15 protein-coding genes are annotated in these 18,911 nt (G+C 44.6%); 4 read left to right on the top strand and 11 right to left on the bottom strand.

What is annotated here, in order from left to right:
* Nucleotides 1-3: 3 nt before the first annotated feature.
* The 6 genes from aguA to L9Q40_RS21280 are packed head-to-tail and all read right to left on the bottom strand — an operon-like array spanning nt 4 to nt 6,150.
* Entirely contained in the window at nt 4-1,086 is a 1,083-nt protein-coding gene (aguA, locus tag L9Q40_RS21305; protein ID WP_330470262.1) for an agmatine deiminase, read from the bottom strand.
* A 12-nt stretch (nt 1,087-1,098) separates the two neighbouring features.
* Nucleotides 1,099-1,965: an N-carbamoylputrescine amidase gene (gene aguB, locus L9Q40_RS21300; protein ID WP_014232021.1), complete on the bottom strand. Its 867-nt coding sequence runs from the start codon at nt 1,963-1,965 to the stop codon at nt 1,099-1,101.
* Nucleotides 1,966-1,982: 17 nt separating this feature from the next.
* The gene (locus tag L9Q40_RS21295) at nt 1,983-3,260 is read right to left on the bottom strand and encodes an NAD(P)/FAD-dependent oxidoreductase (RefSeq protein ID WP_014232022.1); all 1,278 of its coding nucleotides are present in this window, start codon (nt 3,258-3,260) and stop codon (nt 1,983-1,985) included.
* 48 nt (nt 3,261-3,308) lie between these two features.
* Nucleotides 3,309-4,793: an aldehyde dehydrogenase gene (locus tag L9Q40_RS21290; protein ID WP_065296926.1), complete on the bottom strand. Its 1,485-nt coding sequence runs from the start codon at nt 4,791-4,793 to the stop codon at nt 3,309-3,311.
* Nucleotides 4,794-4,828: 35 nt separating this feature from the next.
* Nucleotides 4,829-5,386, bottom strand: coding sequence for an HTH-type transcriptional regulator PuuR (gene puuR / locus L9Q40_RS21285; RefSeq protein ID WP_014232024.1), 558 nt, complete (start codon nt 5,384-5,386; stop codon nt 4,829-4,831).
* A 17-nt stretch (nt 5,387-5,403) separates the two neighbouring features.
* Complete coding sequence (locus L9Q40_RS21280) at nt 5,404-6,150, bottom strand: gamma-glutamyl-gamma-aminobutyrate hydrolase family protein (RefSeq protein WP_498794556.1); 747 nt, start codon at nt 6,148-6,150, stop codon at nt 5,404-5,406.
* Nucleotides 6,151-6,489: 339 nt separating this feature from the next.
* On the opposite strand from L9Q40_RS21280, the gene L9Q40_RS21275 reads away from it, so the two are divergent.
* The 3 genes from L9Q40_RS21275 to L9Q40_RS21265 all read left to right on the top strand — a co-directional run bounded on the left by L9Q40_RS21275 (nt 6,490) and on the right by L9Q40_RS21265 (nt 10,597).
* Entirely contained in the window at nt 6,490-7,833 is a 1,344-nt protein-coding gene (locus L9Q40_RS21275; RefSeq protein ID WP_498794555.1) for a glutamine synthetase family protein, read from the top strand.
* Nucleotides 7,834-7,851: 18 nt separating this feature from the next.
* Nucleotides 7,852-9,327, top strand: a complete 1,476-nt coding sequence (locus L9Q40_RS21270; RefSeq protein WP_014232027.1) for a Na+/H+ antiporter NhaC family protein — start codon at nt 7,852-7,854, stop codon at nt 9,325-9,327.
* Between the two features lie 313 nt (nt 9,328-9,640).
* Nucleotides 9,641-10,597 (top strand): helix-turn-helix transcriptional regulator, encoded by a 957-nt coding sequence (locus L9Q40_RS21265; protein ID WP_498794554.1) that lies wholly within the window; start codon nt 9,641-9,643, stop codon nt 10,595-10,597.
* A 131-nt stretch (nt 10,598-10,728) separates the two neighbouring features.
* Here L9Q40_RS21265 and L9Q40_RS21260 read toward each other — a convergent pair whose 3' ends face one another.
* From L9Q40_RS21260 to L9Q40_RS21240, 5 genes are all read right to left on the bottom strand, one after another.
* Nucleotides 10,729-11,667, bottom strand: a complete 939-nt coding sequence (locus tag L9Q40_RS21260; RefSeq protein WP_498794553.1) for an OmpA family protein — start codon at nt 11,665-11,667, stop codon at nt 10,729-10,731.
* 136 nt (nt 11,668-11,803) lie between these two features.
* On the bottom strand, nt 11,804-13,639 hold the full coding sequence (locus L9Q40_RS21255; protein WP_498794552.1) for a fimbrial protein: 1,836 nt from the start codon (nt 13,637-13,639) through the stop codon (nt 11,804-11,806).
* 82 nt (nt 13,640-13,721) lie between these two features.
* A complete protein-coding gene (locus L9Q40_RS21250; RefSeq protein ID WP_498794551.1) occupies nt 13,722-16,229 on the bottom strand; it encodes a fimbria/pilus outer membrane usher protein in 2,508 nt (835 codons plus the stop codon).
* Nucleotides 16,230-16,329: 100 nt separating this feature from the next.
* Entirely contained in the window at nt 16,330-17,040 is a 711-nt protein-coding gene (locus tag L9Q40_RS21245) for a fimbrial biogenesis chaperone (protein WP_498794550.1), read from the bottom strand.
* Nucleotides 17,041-17,104: 64 nt separating this feature from the next.
* Nucleotides 17,105-17,653: a fimbrial protein gene (locus L9Q40_RS21240; protein WP_498794549.1), complete on the bottom strand. Its 549-nt coding sequence runs from the start codon at nt 17,651-17,653 to the stop codon at nt 17,105-17,107.
* Nucleotides 17,654-17,985: 332 nt separating this feature from the next.
* Between L9Q40_RS21240 and L9Q40_RS21235 the strand changes: the two genes are divergently transcribed.
* The gene (locus L9Q40_RS21235) at nt 17,986-18,540 is read left to right on the top strand and encodes a DUF3750 domain-containing protein (RefSeq protein ID WP_065302400.1); all 555 of its coding nucleotides are present in this window, start codon (nt 17,986-17,988) and stop codon (nt 18,538-18,540) included.
* The last annotated feature ends 371 nt before the right edge of the window (nt 18,541-18,911 follow it).

Here is an 18,911-nt window from a genome sequence, read left to right as displayed (position 1 = left end):
TTTTTAAGCTGGGATCTGCTGTGTAATGCAGTGAATATTTCCACCGCCAAGCAGCACTTCTCTTGACGGTATAGCAATGATTTGATGCTCTGGCATCGCGTTTTGCAAAATTTCGATTGCGATCGCATCCGTTTCTTCGTCGAGCATCGGCAAAAATACATGGTCGTTCACAATGAGGAAGTTCGCGTATGACGCACTGAGGCGCTCACCGGCTTGTCGGCTCATTCCTGCACTCGCATCAATGCCATTGGCTTCAGCTTCACTGTAGTGCAGTGGCCCTGGTATTGGTAGACGGACAATCTCGATATCGCGTCCCTTTGCGTCTTGCTGTGACTTCAGCGCTTTTTCAGCTTGTCTGGAAAGCTCGTACTGCGGATCGCTAGGATCGTCAGTCCAACTCAACACGACTTTACCCGGTGCAATCACATGCAGCAGGTTATCCACATGACCATCAGTTTCGTCATTGAATAAACCATTTGGAACCCAAATGACTTTTTCGATGCCTAGATAAACTTTTAACTGCTCTTCAATTTCCGTTTGGCTCAAGTGAGGGTTACGACCCGGGCTAAGCAGGCACTCTTCTGTCGTGTAAAGCGTCCCTTCTCCATCGGTATGAATCGAGCCGCCTTCAAGTACAAACGGGGCGCGGTAGTAATCAATACCGATGATGTCGCACACGGAACCTGCAACTAAATCATCTTGCTGCCAGTTTTCATACAAGCCGTTGTATTCTCCGCCCCAAGCATTGAACTTCCAGCTAATACCACGGCGATCACCCGTTTGATTCACAACAACCGTTGGGCCAATATCTCGCATCCATGCATCGTTAAATGGAATTTCTACCAAACGAACGTCGGGATGAAGCAACTTTCGCGCGCGGTCAAAGTTGTGAGAACACACTGCAACACTGACTTTTGTCACGTCGACAATTGCGTTGGCGATTCTGGCAAACGTCTCCTGAGCAGGAACCGCACCGTCACGCCAGTTATCACGTCTTTCGGGCCAAGCTAGCCAGACTTCACTTACCGGCTGAAATTCAGCCGGAAAATAGAAGCCATCTTGTGCTGGTGTTGTAGATAACTTCATAGTAACGCCTCTTTAAACAGCCAACTTTCCAACGCTTGTGTATAGCTCTGGACGACGGTCGCGGAACAGACCCCAAGCGTGACGAGCTTTTGCTGTTGCTTCTAGATCGATCTCTGCGTAAATGATCGTCTCGCCTTCACGTGGTGCTTCCGCAATTTTTGCACCCGTGTGGTCAGTAATGAAAGAAGATCCGTAGAACGTGGTTTCAATGCCGTCATCCACTTCTGTACCGACTCGGTTTGAAGCGATTACCGGCACTAAGTTTGCCGCAGAGTGACCTTGCATCGTACGCTGCCAGTGGTCACGAGAATCCAGTGTTGGATCTTGTGGCTCAGAGCCGATTGCCGTTGGGTAGAAAATCGCTTCTGCACCATGCAAAGCCAGACTACGTGCTAGCTCTGGGAACCATTGATCCCAGCAAATGCCCGCACCAAATTTACCAAACTTGGTTTGCCATACTTTGAAGCCAGTGTCACCAGGGCTAAAGTAGTACTTTTCGCTGTAGCCAGGGCCGTCAGGGATGTGAGATTTACGGTAGTTTTCCAGTACCGTGCCGTCAGCATCGATCATCACTAGCGAGTTAAAAAAGGTATTACCCGCTTTTTCAAAATAGCTAACAGGAATAACCACACCCAGCTCTTTAGCCAAAGCACTCATCTCTTTGATAAGACGACAATTCTCTGTTTCTTCCGCTAATTCAAAATATTTTGCTTCTTGTTTTTTGCAGAAGTAAGGCGCTGCGAATAGTTCCTGAGGAAGAATCACATTCGCACCATTTTGTGCCGCTTCACGAATCGCCTTTTTTGCTTTTTCTAGGTTATCTTCCAGATCCCAGCTCTTAGTCAGTTGAAGAGCTGCAAATTTAACTACTTTGCTCATTGGATATTCCTTATCTCTTAAATCGCTAGTTTGTCACGTAAGTTGTAGTAAGCCGCACCCATTGCTGTAAATGGAATTTGGAAGTGACGGCCACCCGGGAAGGAGTAGTGTTTTAGTGCTGCAAACGCATCAAAGCGTTCCGCGTGTCCGGTTAAAGCTTCAGCTAGAAGCTTACCTGCAAGGTGTGTACACGTAACGCCGTGGCCACTGTAGCCTTGTAGGTAGTAAATGTTGTCTGCAAATGAGCCGAACTGAGGCATACGTGAATAAGTCAGCAAGAAGTTACCTGTCCACGCATAATCAATCTTAATACCCTTCAATTGAGGGAAAACTTTTTCTAGTTTTGGACGAATCAACGACTCTACGTTTTCTGGGTCACGCGCACCGTAAACGACGCCGCCTCCGAAAAGCATTCGCTTGTCTGCTGTTAAGCGGAAGTAATCCAGCAGGTAGTTACAGTCTTCAACACAGTAGTCACTGGTCAGTACTTGCTTTAGCTGCTCTTCATTCAGTGGTTCCGTAGCAATAACCTGTGTTCCACAAGGAATCGCTTTATTACTGATATTCGGTGCCAGACCACCTAGGTACGCGTTACCTGCAAGCACAACGTATTTGCTCTTAACGCTGCCTTGCGCCGTTTTCACTACTGGATTAATACCTTTATCAATCGATAGCACAGCAGACTGTTCAAAAATTTGGCCACCCAAAGAAACAAATGCCGCCGCTTCGCCTAACGCCAGTTTAAGCGGGTGAATATGGCCACCACGCATGTCCAGCAGACCGCCAGTATAAACTTTCGTACCTACGGCCTTTTCAACTTCACCTGCGTCCAGTAAAGTGAGCTGATCGTTGCCGTAGCGTTCCCAGTTTTTCTTATGCTCTTCAAGACCTTTAAGCTGCTTCTTATTCAGCGCCGTGAACAAGCCACCTTGTTTTAAATCACATTCAATGTCGTATTTATCAACCAGACCACGGATGATGTCGCCACCTTCAAAGATCATGTCGCACAATGCTTTTGCCTGGCGTTGGTCGTAACGGCTTTCAATGACGTCAACATCTCGGCTGTAACTGTTGACGATCTGGCCACCGTTACGACCAGTTGCTCCAAAACCTACTTTTGCACTTTCCAGCACAACTACTTTGAAACCTTTTTCTGCAAGATGCAGTGCAGAAGAAAGACCAGAGAAGCCTGCGCCAACCACACACACATCACACTCGATGTTGTCTTGAAGTTGTGGGTAGTCCGGCATGTTTGGCACAGAGTGCGCGTAGAACGAATCCGTATGCTTGTTCATATTGATATTCCTTTATTAATCGTCAGCTGGGTTAGAACGTGTGCCTTTTTAGGCGTGAAGGCGAATCCAAGTGGTCTTGGTTTCTGTGAATTTCTCAATGGCGTGCAGCGATTTATCTCGCCCATTTCCGCTCATTTTGAATCCACCGAATGGAACCGTCATGTCACCTTCGTTGTAGTTGTTCACCCATACCGAGCCGGCTTGTAGTCGTTTAGCGACTCGGTGAACACGGTTGATGTTGCTGCTCCAAAGTGCCGCGCCCAGGCCGTACTTAGAGTCGTTGGCAATTTCGATAGCTTGTGCTTCATCCTTGAATGGAATCACACAGAGTACTGGTCCGAAGATTTCCTCTTGAGCAACGCGGTATTGATTGTCCACGTTATCCAAAATAGTTGGCTCGACGAACGCACCTTGACCTTCAACATTGCCACCACAGCGCAAAACGGCGCCTTCAGACTGGCCTAATGTAATGTATTCCAACACTTTTGATTTGTGGTCTTGGTCAATAAGCGCACCCATAGAAGAACTAGGATCCATTGGATCTTTTGGTGCAAAAGCTTTAGCCGCTTCGATCACTTTTTCGATGAACTGCTCTTTAATGCTTTCATGAATCAGCAGACGCGTTGCTGCTACACACACTTCACCCTGGTTATAGAAGCAACCCGCTGCCGTTTCAGCCGCTGCGCGGTCTAAATCGTCACAATCTTCGAATACGATGTTGGCGTTCTTACCACCTGCTTCTGCAAAGACACGTTTCAGGTTGCTTTCGCCAGAACGAACCATCAGCTGGCCAGCGATGCGCGTAGAACCAGTGAAAGCGATACAATCCACATCTTGGTGTGTTGCCAGCGCGTCACCCGCTTCATGACCAAAACCTGTGATGACCTGGAACACTCCCTTTGGCAAACCAGCTTGTTCTGCAAGTTGACCTAAGAAGATAGCAGTGAGTGAGGACTTTTCTGACGGCTTAAGGATCACGCTGTTGCCTGCCGCAAGAGCTGGACCAAGCTTCCAGCAAGCTAGCCAAAGTGGGAAGTTCCATGGAACAACTGCCGCGACAACACCAATCGCTTGGTGAGAAATAAACGCGTGAACATCTTTTTCTGTTGGCGCGACTTCGCCATAGACTTTATCGATCGCTTCTGCGTACCAGCGTAATGATGAAGCTGCGCCAGGGATATCTGTAGAGAAGCTGTGAGAAATAGGTTTACCGGTATCCAGAGTTTCAAGCAGAGCCAACTCTTCACGGTTTTGGTCGATCAGATCAGCGAACTGTTTTAGAATCGCTTTACGATGTGCAGGGCTGCTTTCACTCCACTGACCTGATTGAAATGCTTTACGAGCGTATGACACCGCAAGATCGACATCTTCACTTTCACAACGAGCAATTTCGGTAAATATTTCGTCTGTTGCTGGATTAACGACAGGGATCGTTTTTCCACTTAATGCTGCGCTGTATTCACCGTTGATGTACGCCCTGTTTTCGATGTTTAGATTGTTCTTAAGTTCAATCCATTGTTCTTGAGTTTTCATACGCTCTCCTTGTTATCACACAAGGCAAGCACCACCTAGAATGTGGTTGGCGTATGCGCGCTTATCATTCGACAAGCCTTGTCTGTGTGATTCGTAAATCTGTGTGGCTGCGTCGTATCAATAACGTACGACTCGCCTTCTTTGATGACGAACGAACGGCCTTTGTATTCCAGAGTGATTTCACCCTCTAGTACCGTGCCAATTTCTTCGCCTTCGTGTTTTATTTCAGCTGAACCTGTTGTTCCGTGTGGTGCATATTCTTCGATCAGGAATCCAATCACCTGCTCTTTCGTGCCGTTGGTCACCAGTTTCATCGAAACGGTTTCGCTGCCCATTTCGACCAGCTCTTCTGGCGTAACGACAACTTTCACTTCATCATTCTGAGTTTGTTCAAAAATGAAAAACTCCGACAGAGATAAAGAAAATACGTTCACTATTTTTTGCAACGAGCTAACCGAAGGGCTCACTTTGCCATTTTCAATCGATGAAATAGCACTGTGAGTAATGCCCGCTCGCTCGGCTAATTCTCGTTGTGACAATCCATGTTTTTTTCTTAACTGAACAATATTTCTACCAATCTCTTGATTGTCCATTCATGTGGCTCCAAAAATTAAAGAGAAGCCGCCATAATAAATTCTTTGAATAAAATTTGTGAGAAATGATTGGTTTTTGCTTTCCATTCTGGGTGCCACTGCACGCCAACGAAATATTTTTGTCCAGCCAGGCTAAAAGCTTCTATCAAACCATCGGGTGCTTTCGCTTCAACTTTAAGCTGTGGCGCCAGCTGATCAACACCTTGATTGTGCAGCGTATTGACTTCAAAGAAGGTCGTATTTTCCCAATGATTTTCAACTAACCATTGTTCAAATAAGCTCTCCTTTTGAACTAATACTGCATGAGCAGGCGCGTATTTCTGTTCGAAATCATCAACAGGTGCTTCGCGGTGATCATTAAAACCAGAATCGTGAACCGCAGGGTTAAGAGTGCCACCTAATGCAACGTTCATCTCCTGGAAGCCGCGACAAATACCAAGACAAGGAATGTCTTTATCTACCGCGTGTCGAATCAGGTTCAGTGCCAATTCATCGCGTGCTTCATCTTTCTTATTCTCAGTATGGCTAGCGTTGTAGCGATGTGGCGCAACATTTGAGTGGCTGCCCGGGAACAAGAAACCGTCACAAAGCTCCAGGATTGAGTCGACTTCATCACTCGACATATCCGGCGCTAACATAACAGGTAGACCACCAAAGTCTTTCACTGCGCGTAGGTAAAAATCATTGACTGCCTGAATTTGGTAACCACCTAACTCCTTGGTGCAGCTAACAACGCCAATGATGGGTGTGCGTGTCGTTGTCATAACATATCCGTGTTCAATTTATTTAACATCAACACTACAAACCGTGTACAAAATTATCAACACCAACGTTCGACATTGTCGCCAAAATGTGACATAGAGCACTTTTTAGCCCATTAATTTGAATATTTATGCTCATTATATTGAACAAATCAAAAACGACTGTTACAAAATAGTTAACAACAAAGCACAAAAATAACCCATTAAAAAGCCAGAACACAAGATAAGTGATTGTTTAAATTGAATATAGCTGAATTAACACGCTCATTAATTAACGCTTTGTAATTTAATTGTTAATTTGGCTATCTCTAATTTCTACGCATCTGGCTATTGGAGAAAAAAATGGAATCGTATCTACAGGAAGTTCAAAATTTTAAACAACAGTGGCCCAACATCGAGTTCGTCGACCTCATATTTACCGATATCAATGCTACACCAAGAGGCAAACGTATCCCGGTAGAGGCTTTGGAAAAGCTTAACAAAGGTGTCGCATTACCTCTTTCAACAATTACGCTCGATACGAAAGGTAATGTGGTAGAAACGGCAGGGTTAGGCGAAGACTTGGGCGAACCGGACAATCTTTGTTTCCCGGTTAGCGGTACATTGATGCCAACCGCGAAAGAACAAGTTGGCCAATTACTACTAAGCATGATGGATGATTCAGGAAAACGACCAAATCCTTTGTTCATTCGCAATATCCTCGCTTCGATGCTTGAGAAGTTAAAGGCTAAAGATCAGTACCCTTGTGTGGCTCTGGAACTGGAATTTTACTTAATTGATAAACAGCGCGGTGAGCATGGCACCCCTTTAACCGCAATCAACCCTACTAAGAAAACACGAGAGAAAGACACTGAGGTGTACGACTTAGACGGGCTTGATGACTACGCAGACTTCTTATCTGATCTCAACAAAATCGCATTGGAACAAGGCTTAAATACCTCAGGCGCTCTTTCGGAATCGGCTCCTGGCCAGTTTGAAATCAACTTTAACCACTCAAAAGATGTCCTTCGTGCGTGTGATGAAATCATCATCGCTAAGCGCCTGATCCGTCAGGTGGCCCACCAGCACGGGTTCGACGCAACCTTTATGGCTAAGCCTTTCGGCGAACAAGCTGGTAATGGTATGCACATCCACTTAAGTTTGATGGATAGCGCTGGCAACAACCACTTTAGCCAACAAGATGGCGAAGCAAGTCCCCTCTTTTATCAAACTATGGCGGCGATGCTTGAACAAACATCAGATGCCATGGGATTAATTTGTCCTAATGTTAACTCTTTCCGCCGATTTGTTCCTGGTGCTTACGTTCCGACAAAAGCGGACTGGGGCGAAAACCATCGTGGTGTCGCATTACGTGTTCCTATCAGCGATAGTAAAAACCGTCGCATCGAACATCGTATCGCGGGAGCTGACGTTAACCCTTACATCCTCGCTGCAGTAGTACTTTCCGCGGTATTAGCGAGCGGAAACTATACCAAAGACCAATGTCCATCAACCTTAAGCGACGACGCGATTGACTTACCAGTGCGTATGTCAGAAGCTCTAGAGCAGTTGGAACACAGTGAGCTGGCTCAGTACATTTCAAGGGACTTTATCGATATGTATTTAGCTTGCAAACGCAGTGAACTCGCTGAATTTGAGCGCGCTATCACGCCACTGGAAATTGACTGGATGTTGCACTCGGCATAAACAAAGGAAATGTAATTTATGACTACGCAAACAAAGGCGATGGATGCGCCGTTAAAATTCAACATGCAACATATGATTATCTCGTTAATTTGTGTTGCGACATTCGTACTATTTACGACGATCGGATTAAATCACGAAGAGGGGCAAACCTACGGATGGATGAGCCTTCTTCCAACCGCATTGGTTTTAGTCTTCGCGTTAACGACGCACCGAACTGTAGAAGCGCTGTTTAGCGGCGCAATTGCCGGGGTTCTATTACTTAACCCAACTGAAGCGGTAGAACAAATCGTTGATATCTCAATGACGGTGATGATGGACGAAACCATTGCTTGGATCATCCTGGTATGTGGCTTGATGGGCGGCCTGATAGCGATTCTTGAGAAAGGCGGCAGTATCCTAAGCTTCTCAGACATGTTGGTGACAAAGGTTAAGAGCCGTAAACAGTCGATGGTAATGACGTTTTTGCTTGGTATTGTTATCTTTATCGACGATTACTTAAACGCGATCGCTATCTCTTCATCAATGAAGAAGGTAACCGATGGCTACCAAATCTCTCGAGAAAAACTATCGTACCTTGTTGACTCAACGGCGGCACCAATCTGTATTCTTGTACCAATCTCGACTTGGGCTATCTTCTTTAGCTCTCTTCTTGAGTCAAATGGCGTTGCTGAGACAGGTAAAGGTATTCAAACCTATATCGAAGCGATCCCATACATGGCTTATGGTTGGGTAACGTTAGCCATCGTTCTGTTGGTTGCGATGGAAAAGATTCCAGATCTAGGTGCGATGAAAGCAGCAGAACAACGAGCTAAGAATGGTCAAGTTCGTCCTGACGGCGCGACCGATGTAGATTTTGGCTCTGATATTGCGGCTCATACTAATCCAACAATGGGTCTGATTAACTTCCTACTGCCGATGGTTGTTCTGGTTGCAGCAAGCTGGTACTTCGGTATTGACCTATTAGCTGGTGTATTTGTAGCAATTATCTTCACTGTATGCTTCTACGGTCTACAACGACTCATCTCGATGAACGACATGTTTGAAGCTGTTTATGATGGCATTAAAGTCATGTTACTACCGCTTGCGACAGTAATTGGCGGCTTTATGCTGAAAAATGTCAACGACTCGTTAGGTGTAACACAATACGTTATCGAGACAGTTAGCCCATACCTGAGCGCGTCTTATTTCCCTGCAATCATCTTCCTGATTACTGGTGGTCTGGTATTCGCGACAGCATCTTCTTGGGGTACATTCGCAGTAGCAATGCCTATCGTTCTGCCATTGGGTGAACAACTTGGCGTACCACTGCACTTAACGGTTGCGGCTCTACTTTCTGCATCTGCTGCGGGTAGCCATTCATGTTTCTTCAGTGACTCAACCGTACTTTCTGCACAAGGTTCAGGCTGTACTTCAATGCAACACGCAACAACCCAGTTCCCTTACGCATTGATCGGTATTATCGCAACAGCAATTTTCTTCCTTGTTATTGGATAATCACTGACCTTTAATACCAAAAGCCCCGCTGACAAATAGCGGGGCTTTGTTTTTTCTTCTATTCAATGCTTTTATTAATAAGTGTTAACTTTAATTTATATTTAATCATAACTAGTGACAATTAACGTTATAGTTTCATTTTAAACACACAACTCAATATAAAGTTAAAATTTAAAATACAATTAATAAGACAACGTTGCCACTGAGTCGTTACTAACGTTAATTGTTAGTCAATATCTTGACGATCTATTTTTAAAACCGTAATAAGTTTGTATTATGCTCTCAAAACATACATACAATAATATTGCTCAACATGAAATTTTCAGATTTTTTAAAAGAGTTGCGTACAGATTGTCAGCTGTCTCAACTACAAATGCTAAACAAACTCGCATTGAACAACGATCAGTTTGCAGATCTCACCGTCGTAACTTATAGCCGTTGGGAAAGAGGCGTCTCAACGCCTCCACTCATTAAAATGTTAAATATAGCAAAAGTATTCAACGTGGATATTTTTGAGTTTTTAACCACAATACAATTTAAAGAGTCCAAGAGTCAGATAAAATCATTTGATGGTTTTTCTGCACATTTTGCAAACGTAAGCAACCACTTCCGATTGCTACAACCCCGACTGTTTAATGAAGAGTTCTGCTATTACGGTAAAGATGAGCAAACCCCTCCTCAAAATTTTTTAGCATCAGTTAAAAAGTACTGGAACGTTTTCTTAAAACAGCAAAATACGGATGATAATCTAATAAACACCAGCTATGTTGATAATGCACTGAACAATGGTTCGCTGTATATCACATCTTGCAACGAACCTGATGACCAAGAAGTCTTAGCTCAAGGTATCTACGTTTTGCAAAATACACATCGAGAGCAAAGTATACTTGATGACTTCTCAAATCAGACATTAAGTATTAAAAAGTTATCTTGCGTCGACAATGATTCGGACAAGTTCATTTTTGTGCCTTTAATCGCATTACACAGCACGCCGTGGTTAAACTTTAACCTTTATAACTTTGTTAAAACATTTACGAAAATTAAAGGGATTACAAAGATTTATATAGTGGCATCACAGGTTAAAACCTTTTCTAAGCTCAAATACCTAGGATTTAATATAGAGCAAACGATTAAGTCAGAGATTAAAAATAAGATTGGGAGTTCTTATGTCAAGTCAGAGATTTCTTTACATTTGATGTCTTGCGATTTTGATGAGTTTATCTGCAATCACGGGTTAGTAAACTTAATCAAGCATTATAAAGATTATTAATCGTCGTGTTTAATCTCCACACCACACGGCAACCAGTCACAAACGACACAAGCCTCTACTCGTGCGTAAATTAGCAAGAGTCGAGGCTATATCAGTTCATACGAATTTGAAATTTTCCATGGCGTCTTTGATTATTGAGACGTTAAAAAACGGTAATCTACAGTAATTTCAACCCGTCGATTATCAATCCTACCTTGTCGACTGTCATTGCTGGCAATAGGTTGTGTCTCACCTTTGCCTTCTACTGAAATGTTCGACTCTGGCATACCTACTTCTACCAAAAAATCTTTTACCGCTTGTGCGCGACGTTCAGACAACCGCATGTTGTATTCTTCAGGTCCTGACGAGTCAGTATGTCCAATAATGTTGAACACCGCGGTCGACTGTACAGAAATTCTGCTAATAATATTCAATAAGTGTTCTTTACCTGCTGATGTCAGTTCAAAGCTGTCAAATCCAAACAAGGTTGCATCTTGTAATTCAATCACGGTAATCGGTGTTGCTGCTGGCTCCTGTGTGACCACCTCAACGGTTTCGTATTTAAAGCGATTACTGAAGTTATAAGTGAATGACAAGTTGATGCTGTTAGAGTCGATATCTAACTCATCGTGGCCACCAACGGCACGAGTATATTGATAGCTCAAACCAGTCGAGACTTTATCCGTTAACCAATAATTAATACCTACTTCAGCCAGTGGAGATACACCATCATAATCTTTATTACTCTGAGTAGAGTGATCTTCAACGAACGTGAAGCCCATACCTGCGCGACCAAATAAGCTAATGTCTTCATTGATGTACGAATCGTAGCGCAGCGCTGTCTCGATCACATCAACATCAATTTTATGCTGGGCTGATTCAATTTTCCCCCAGCTCTGATAACCAATATCCCAGCTTATGTTGTCGTTAAGACGCACACCAGCAAACATGCCAAGATGGCTGCCATCAGGGGAACTGGCATGACTATTGTCATCATCAAGGATGTGATAACCGCCTTTCACGCCAAAGTACACATTATCAGACAGAAAGTTACCTTCTGCCGCCATTGTCTGTGAAGCAAACAAAGACATCAGAACTATTAAGTTTTTATTAATCATAAGCGGAAAATTTATCTCTTAAGGACTGTCAGTATCCGGCGATGGCTGACTGCTTAAAAATAGAATCGTGATTGAAGGGGCTGACGACAACCAGCCCCAAGTAATGGCATTACAGATAAGTCGCTTCTACGGTGATCGTAGCTTCGAACTTGCCGGCCTTTAACTCGCCAAGTAGTAGCGATTTGTAAAAACCTGCTAAGAATTTTAGTGTTGGATTAGGGTCATTAGAGAGATCGAACGTCTGATCGTAGTTGATTACGGTGTTAAAACCTGGCACTGGCATTCGCCCAGTAGGCAAGTCTTGATAAAGCATAATGCCGACATTTTCAGCAGCGTTAGTTCCGACTAGCTCGTTTTTTATATACCCAATAGCCTCCCCATTAGCCACTTCTATGCCCGTATCACTCGCTGTATTTATACGAATAATAGGCTGATAATCCTTCTGCGTACCAACGCAAGACATACCGATTTCAAACGATTTCAATGAGGACTCCACTACGCCACTGTCAACATCCCCTGCCCATACAGTACCTAAATCAATGGTTTGTTCTGGTTGTGTCACCTCGCAGGACGTTGCGATTGGCTGAAAGTTGGTAACGATAAACATGTTTTTCGCTCCCTGATCTTTCAGGCTCTGGCCACCAATGCCAGGTTCGTCACCTTGCTCATATTCCACATTAAACGGATGCAAATTGTTTAGCGTCACATCTGACAGTTGCGGTTGTTCGTAAAGGTCAGGGTTCAGTACCGACCAAGTCACGTTGACATCTAGCGCCCCATCAAACCCCGCACTTTGTGAGTGATACAAACCATCACCCATGCGGCAAGCAAGCGTTAAACCGTCACAACCTGCATCATTATCATCAATAGCATGAGGGCCGCCACCAACGTTGCTGATTGCCGATTGGTTTTCTACGTTGAAGTGATCATCGTAAACCATTTCGTAACGATCACCACCAGAGGTAATCACATCGCCATCAAAGGTAATCTCTGCTTTTACTCCAGAGCCAGGGATGGAAGGATGAGTACAGTATTCTCCTTCTGCCGTCCAACCCTCTGCACATGTCAGTGTAATAAACAGCGATTGTTTGTCTACGATTCGGCCTGCGGCATAAGGTGAAGAAACCCAGAACGCGTTACGTTCACTCACATCACAGGCAATGGATTCACCATCAGAGATTGCTTCCTCGGTGCGACACTTTGCCGCATGAGGGGTACGCATTAACAACGGGATGTATTTGCCCGCGGTTTCATCACCCATGTTATCGGCGGCGTTGCCGGCAACGTCACTGAGTCCGGAGAACAACTGGTACAAATCTGAACCCAACATGGTATCACTGTAAATACTGTCATTAATCGCGGTGGCTAAGTTGTCAAACAGTGTTTCCAGCTCGGTCAAAGACATGTTGTTCAACTGCGCCAAAATGTCATCGCCCGTCACGCCATAAGTCACTTCGCCAATATGACCGATCGCAGTACTTAAAATGTTCAAGCGCTGCTGTGGTGTAGTGACTGCTTTAAGTTGGGTGTACAGTTCCTTACGCTTAGTCGTTGGCATCGAGCGCAATTTTCTTTCTACTTGCTGTAGAATTTGCTCAACAATACGCTGTTTGTCGGCTTCGCTCAGTTTATCTACCACCGCTTTTAGCATTTGCGGGTGAGAAGCAGCGAATTCGGACAACTGACTTTTTAAACGCGCTTTTTCTTCATGACTTAGCTGGTTGTATTTTTCTTTTAACGTCTTCTTAATCTTTGTCTTTTGCTCAGCAGAGAGCTGGCTCATCGCTTGACGCGCAGCCTGCTTTTGTTCACTGCTCATCGATGATAAGTGTTTAGCGGCCATGTCGAGTTGCTTTTGGTCGATGCCGGACGCGTTTGTAGTGAAACTCAATAAGCAACAAAGCAAGGCTAGCGCTCCGCTAACTCGTTTGGTTAATTGTTTCATAATAAGATCTTTCATATTCTTTTGATAAGCAGTCCCAGCAGAGCAACGACACCCCACCGGAACTAGGAATTGCATCAATCGGCTAACGACATTCGATGGCTTGCTTTACGATACCCAACTCAGCGCTTACCTTTTGGGTACTCTGCGTCAAGTCATAAATGGCAGTACATGTTTGGTTACTCCACTGAACCTGCAGCTCACCTTTATCGTTCAGACCTGATAGATAAACTACGCTGTCGTTCCCCACATATGCGGCTTCATTAGAAATATCATCAGCTACTTTTACCACAGAGCCAAATGGGATGTTTTGCCCTTTGTGGCGTAGCGTTAACAAGGCTTTATAACCTTTGCGGACATTAAAGTTGGCTTTAACCACCGCACCCGCAGTCGGCGAAACGCTCTGGACGGCATTCGTCGCCTCCATATTTCCGCTAAGAGAATCGGTATCGATAGAGACTTCATTCTCGCGATAGCTGTTTACATAAGGAATCACCGCGTAACCAGCACCATCGGTATCAATACCGGTACCGTTGTTTACGTGAACATCTTCTGCATCATTGGTATCAACAATGACAATACCGTTGTATTCTGCACTGTTGACAGCCTGTGACATTGTCACGCCACCAGCATGGGCAACAATTGCCCCACTCGCGCCGTAGCTAAGCTGAGTACCATCTCGGCGTTTGCTCACCGTCGCATTTAACTCAGCCTGGCTGCCTGTGTAACCAATACTTGCAGAAGCTGCATCATTGTTCTCACCATCTTGAATCGTGGCAGCAAGGCTATAACTTAAATTGTCATCTTCTAGCGCGCTGTCACTATAAGCGACTCGGCCAGTAGTATGGTGGTTATTATCTTCTGTTATCGAGAAGTCCACATACCCACTATCACGCCACCCACTCAATGGAATGCTCGCATTTAGCATCATCTGACGATCGTCAGAATAACGATCGGAATCCATCATGGAATAAGACAACGAGTAAGACACACGACCAATATTGTTGTTGTAACTTACCGAGAGGTTGCGATCAGTATTGTCGGTATCCCAGTACGCTTGCTTGTAGCCATAGAGTGATAGACTTCCCCACTCACCATCTTTAATCTGTTGGTTAAAGCTAACCTGCAGGCGTTCTTTTTTATGGTCTTCAAAACCAAAAGTGATGCCCCCCGAATTCTCCGCAATTAAGTCTTCCAGAGTGTAAAAATCTTCCGTTGAATAACGGTAACTCGCCAAGGTAAACGATGCGCCGATCTGTTCGATATCTTTTGAATAGTTTAGGCTGTATGACTGCCCCTGCGTGTAACCTTCTTGATCCAGTTGCGCGATAGAGTGCGTGACATCGGCAGTTAGTGCGCCGAACATGCCCAGACTGACACCAACACCGAGTGCAAAGGCGTCATAGTCTTCTGAAAACTGTAAGCCACCATAAACGGTGAATCGGTTAGACAAGCCATACATCGCACTCATCTCTGCAACGAAATCATCAGAATCAATCGATGATGAATCGTACTCACCCGCGCTTAACGTGTACTTAAACTGCCCTTCACGTACCATGTTTGGCACACCTGAAAACGGCTGGATGAATGTTCGCTCTGAGCCATCTTCTTCAGTGATTGTAACCAGTAAGTCGCCGCTAAGAGACGTTGGATACAAATCATCAATCATGAACTGACCTGGTGATACCACAGTTTGGTAGATCACGGAGCCATCTTGTTCAACCGTCACTTTGGCGTTGGAATTGGCAATACCATGGATTACTGGTGCAAACCCTTGTTGACTGGTTGGCAGCATAGAATCATCAGAAGCCAATTGCGCACCGAGGAGTTTCACGCTGTCGAAAATGCTGCTTCTTGTACTAATATTCCCCGCTTCAAAGCGACTGCGAATGCTTTTTATGTCTCTGAAAACTTTGGTGCCAAGATTATCCCATTCGTGCTCTTCCATATCCGCATCGTAACGATAGGTGTTGTAGTTTCTTAGTCTCCAGGCACCGAGGTTGAAGCCGCTGCGGAAATTACCGTAATAATCGTTACTCGTGCTCTCTCCATCCGTCCAACTATTGATGCCTTGCAAGTTATAGTTCAAGAGAAAAGCAGGGACACCGTCGTCCCATGTTTCTGGATTAACCCAACCTTGTTGCGTGCGTTCTACGTAAATTTGCGGTGCGAACAGGTCTAAACGCTGCTTCTTAGCATCAAATTTATAAATGAAGTTAGGGATGTAATTTTCCCAGTCAGCGATTGTTTCGTTTTCATTTATCTTTTTCGTCGCTGGTATTTCGCCCATCTTCACGCCGTAATCTTCCAGAGTACGCTTGCTGATAAGAGGACGAAGGTCTTGCTTTCCTTTTAAAGCAACAAACTCTAAATCCGACAGCGCCATGTAGTGATTGTTGAAGTAAACATCCACTTTATAAATGCCAGGCAACATACCATCCGTTAAATTTACAAAGGCTTCTAAGTCTTGAGGCAGTGTCGCGCCTTCATCAAGTTCCAACGCGTTGAGGTTAAACTCACCGTCAGTCGCGTTGGCCACAATTGGGCTACAAAAAATGGCTACGGCAAGCGCAACCTTAGTCATTTTGAACATTATTCCACACCTATGAACAAGGCTGATATGGAGTCAGCCTTGTTCGGAATCCGAGGGGATAGCTAGAAAAGACGAAAAGTCAGTAGACGACGTTGATTCGTTATAGTTCTTGCGCTTTTTCTTCAGTGATCGCACCGAAATCGTTGATCGCTTTCCAGGTTACTTTGTGGTGATTCTCACCGCGAGCAGACAACGAGAATTCGACTTGCCCTTTTGGTGGAACCATATCGTAGCCTGTTTCAACCTTAACTCCATCTACTTTTAGATCGAATAAAGAGACGTAAAAAGGAGTCGGGTTATTTACCACCAATTGGTGATCAGAATATTTGAACGTTAATTGTTCATAGCCATTATTGCCCTGCGTATATTCAGTTAGGACATCAGCTGGACGATAAAACAGCTTAATACGGCTTTTTACTGCAATGTTCATGCTGTTGCCTGATGCAGTTTCGTGCACTCTCGGAATGGCTTTTACATTCACCCAAAATACAGACTCTCGGTCCTGAGGCAGTGTCTGTGCTCCTGTCGAGACAACTCGTAGCTCATTTTTACTGTTCGCAACCGACTTAACGAGTGGTGGAGTAACAATAAATGGCGCTTTTTTTAGTTCTTTTTGGTCACCTGCTGGGCCTTTATTGTCAACCCAAGTTTGAACCAGATAGTCGCTGTTTTCCGTACCATTATTGACCACGAACTTCGCTTGTTCCTGGTTGCCATCAAAGATAACGCGTGTACTTCCGATACCAAAACCACCAGCATTGGCGATCGAACTGACTGTAATCAATAGCGCAGAAAGGAGTTTATATTTCATCGGATCTACCCTTTTATTATCGCGTCCCTGCGACTTACTTCTAGTAGTACTTAGCCAGTTCTAATTATTTGTAGTTGATTGAAAACGTTGCATCTAGATCAGCGTGACCAGCCGTCATCTCTGAACCCGCTTTTGTTGCTACGTATTGAGCTTCAACTGTCACAGAGCCTGTACCGGCAGAAACTGGGTATGTTTTACTTTCTTCACCGTACGCAATGATGTTACCTTCGTCATCGTTTAGACGGATAGCAACACCTTCAGCACCGCCAGTAGCGATTGCGTAGTCACCTACTGCTGTTCCATCTTCACCTTCAGTAGAAGTAACGCGTAGAGAAACGCCAGTGATACTTTCAGGACAGTTAGTTAGTTCAAGGTTTAGAGGAACAGAAGTTGAAACATCACCTGCCGCTGCAAAGTCTGTGCTTACGTAAGTACCCAGGTCCAGACTTTCTTCAAATGGGTTTTCCATGCCGTTAACAGTACAAGTAGAGTCTGTGATAAAGCCTGTAAAGTGAACCACGCCGCCTACTGCTTCAGCGCCTTCAATTGTTGCTGCAAATGCAGACGTAGATAGAGTTAGAGCAATTGCTGTCGCTGCGAATACTGATTTCATGAGGAATCCTCTTATTTAATTTTTTTAATGTTAAAACACTCGGGGTAATGTTTGACTTCCCCTTAAAGACAGGTACATTATCTACACAGATCACAAAACAAGCGTTATCAGTTAAAAAAACTTTTTTTGAAAACGTTAATTACCAGAGCATTCCTACAACACCATCTAATCAATCTCACAGACAAACGTATAACGACATGGTCTCTAGCAGTGACAAATACGTACAGACCGTTATAGTTTTAGGGATGACCACGTATTGAAGACATGGCTCTGAGTAGCCAATAGCATTGATAACGCAAAGTCGATATGAGAAGAATTTTAGGAGTACAGCGATGGAATATAGATTGAGTTTACAGCGGTTGCTTAAGGCTATTCTCTTAACTTTCTGTGTACTGGTAAGCGGCTGCACTCAGAGTGACTGGCGAACTGCCAGCCGCGAGCCTGCAGGCATTGCTCCGAACCCTACTGATGTTAAACAAGCGGTGATCGAATTCTATGCTGCGGATGCTTTTGGATGGCGTGGCTGGTTTGCCGTACACACCTGGCTAGCGATTAAGCCAGAGAACGCGAATGAATATACCGTCTATGAAGTGGTTGGGTGGCGTGTCGGCCGCGGACAACCCGCACTTTATACCTATCAAACAGCTACACCTGATCGTTACTGGTATGGCGCTCGTCCCGAGAAAGTGCTCTCTATTCAAGGTGAAAAAGCCCGTAATCTCATTCCTAAAATTCAGCGCGTCGTAGAGCACTATCCTTACGCGAACGAATACACGCTATTTCCGGGTCCAAACAGTAATACTTTCCCTGCGTGGGTCGGTCAGCAAGTCCCCGAGCTTGATTTAGACATGCCGTTTCGTGCTATTGGTAGTGGTTACATTAACTAGGTGCTGAACTGGGAAACCGTCGATTAGTCATCACATTGCGAACAAAAATGTCCTCCACCTCGGGTGAGTTGTTACGTCACTATGCATTAAGTTGGTGACTTCATCTCTATAGAACAATTCACCCTATTTCAAACGAGCTTATCTAACACTCCCTTTCTTTAAAAGGCACAAATCATTTCCTCAACACAAGTAAGTAAAGCTTTCTCCTCCGCCCAGTAAACAGAGTCATTGTCTTTTTCAAACAAAACGACATAAATCTCTGGCTCACATGGACAATACGTAAAAAGCGGAGTCACCTCTTCTTTTCCACGGATTGCACCAATAACGTCGCTTTTTGTCACCGTAAATGAAAGTAACTGGCACTACCCAGC

It is taken from the genome of Allocatenococcus thiocycli, assembly GCF_921292965.1.
GTDB classification, from domain to species: Bacteria; Pseudomonadota; Gammaproteobacteria; order Enterobacterales; family Vibrionaceae; genus Vibrio; species Vibrio natriegens.
The sequence above is the reverse complement of the archived record's forward strand: the minus strand, read 5'-3'. Positions and strand labels throughout refer to the sequence as shown.

Bases quoted from the DNA above. Each gene is read 5' to 3' on its own strand.
- L9Q40_RS21245 (WP_498794550.1), bottom strand. From the start codon at position 17,040: ATGAAATATAAACTCCTTTCTGCGCTATTGATTACAGTCAGTTCGATC.
- aguB (WP_014232021.1), bottom strand. From the start codon at position 1,965: ATGAGCAAAGTAGTTAAATTTGCAGCTCTTCAACTGACTAAGAGCTGG.
- L9Q40_RS21250 (WP_498794551.1), bottom strand. From the start codon at position 16,229: ATGTTCAAAATGACTAAGGTTGCGCTTGCCGTAGCCATTTTTTGTAGC.
- L9Q40_RS21265 (WP_498794554.1), top strand. From the start codon at position 9,641: ATGAAATTTTCAGATTTTTTAAAAGAGTTGCGTACAGATTGTCAGCTG.
- L9Q40_RS21275 (WP_498794555.1), top strand. From the start codon at position 6,490: ATGGAATCGTATCTACAGGAAGTTCAAAATTTTAAACAACAGTGGCCC.
- L9Q40_RS21240 (WP_498794549.1), bottom strand. From the start codon at position 17,653: ATGAAATCAGTATTCGCAGCGACAGCAATTGCTCTAACTCTATCTACG.
- L9Q40_RS21270 (WP_014232027.1), top strand. From the start codon at position 7,852: ATGACTACGCAAACAAAGGCGATGGATGCGCCGTTAAAATTCAACATG.
- L9Q40_RS21260 (WP_498794553.1), bottom strand. From the start codon at position 11,667: ATGTCTTTGTTTGCTTCACAGACAATGGCGGCAGAAGGTAACTTTCTG.
- aguA (WP_330470262.1), bottom strand. From the start codon at position 1,086: ATGAAGTTATCTACAACACCAGCACAAGATGGCTTCTATTTTCCGGCT.
- L9Q40_RS21290 (WP_065296926.1), bottom strand. From the start codon at position 4,793: ATGAAAACTCAAGAACAATGGATTGAACTTAAGAACAATCTAAACATC.
- puuR (WP_014232024.1), bottom strand. From the start codon at position 5,386: ATGGACAATCAAGAGATTGGTAGAAATATTGTTCAGTTAAGAAAAAAA.
- L9Q40_RS21255 (WP_498794552.1), bottom strand. From the start codon at position 13,639: ATGAAACAATTAACCAAACGAGTTAGCGGAGCGCTAGCCTTGCTTTGT.
- L9Q40_RS21295 (WP_014232022.1), bottom strand. From the start codon at position 3,260: ATGAACAAGCATACGGATTCGTTCTACGCGCACTCTGTGCCAAACATG.
- L9Q40_RS21235 (WP_065302400.1), top strand. From the start codon at position 17,986: ATGGAATATAGATTGAGTTTACAGCGGTTGCTTAAGGCTATTCTCTTA.
- L9Q40_RS21280 (WP_498794556.1), bottom strand. From the start codon at position 6,150: ATGACAACGACACGCACACCCATCATTGGCGTTGTTAGCTGCACCAAG.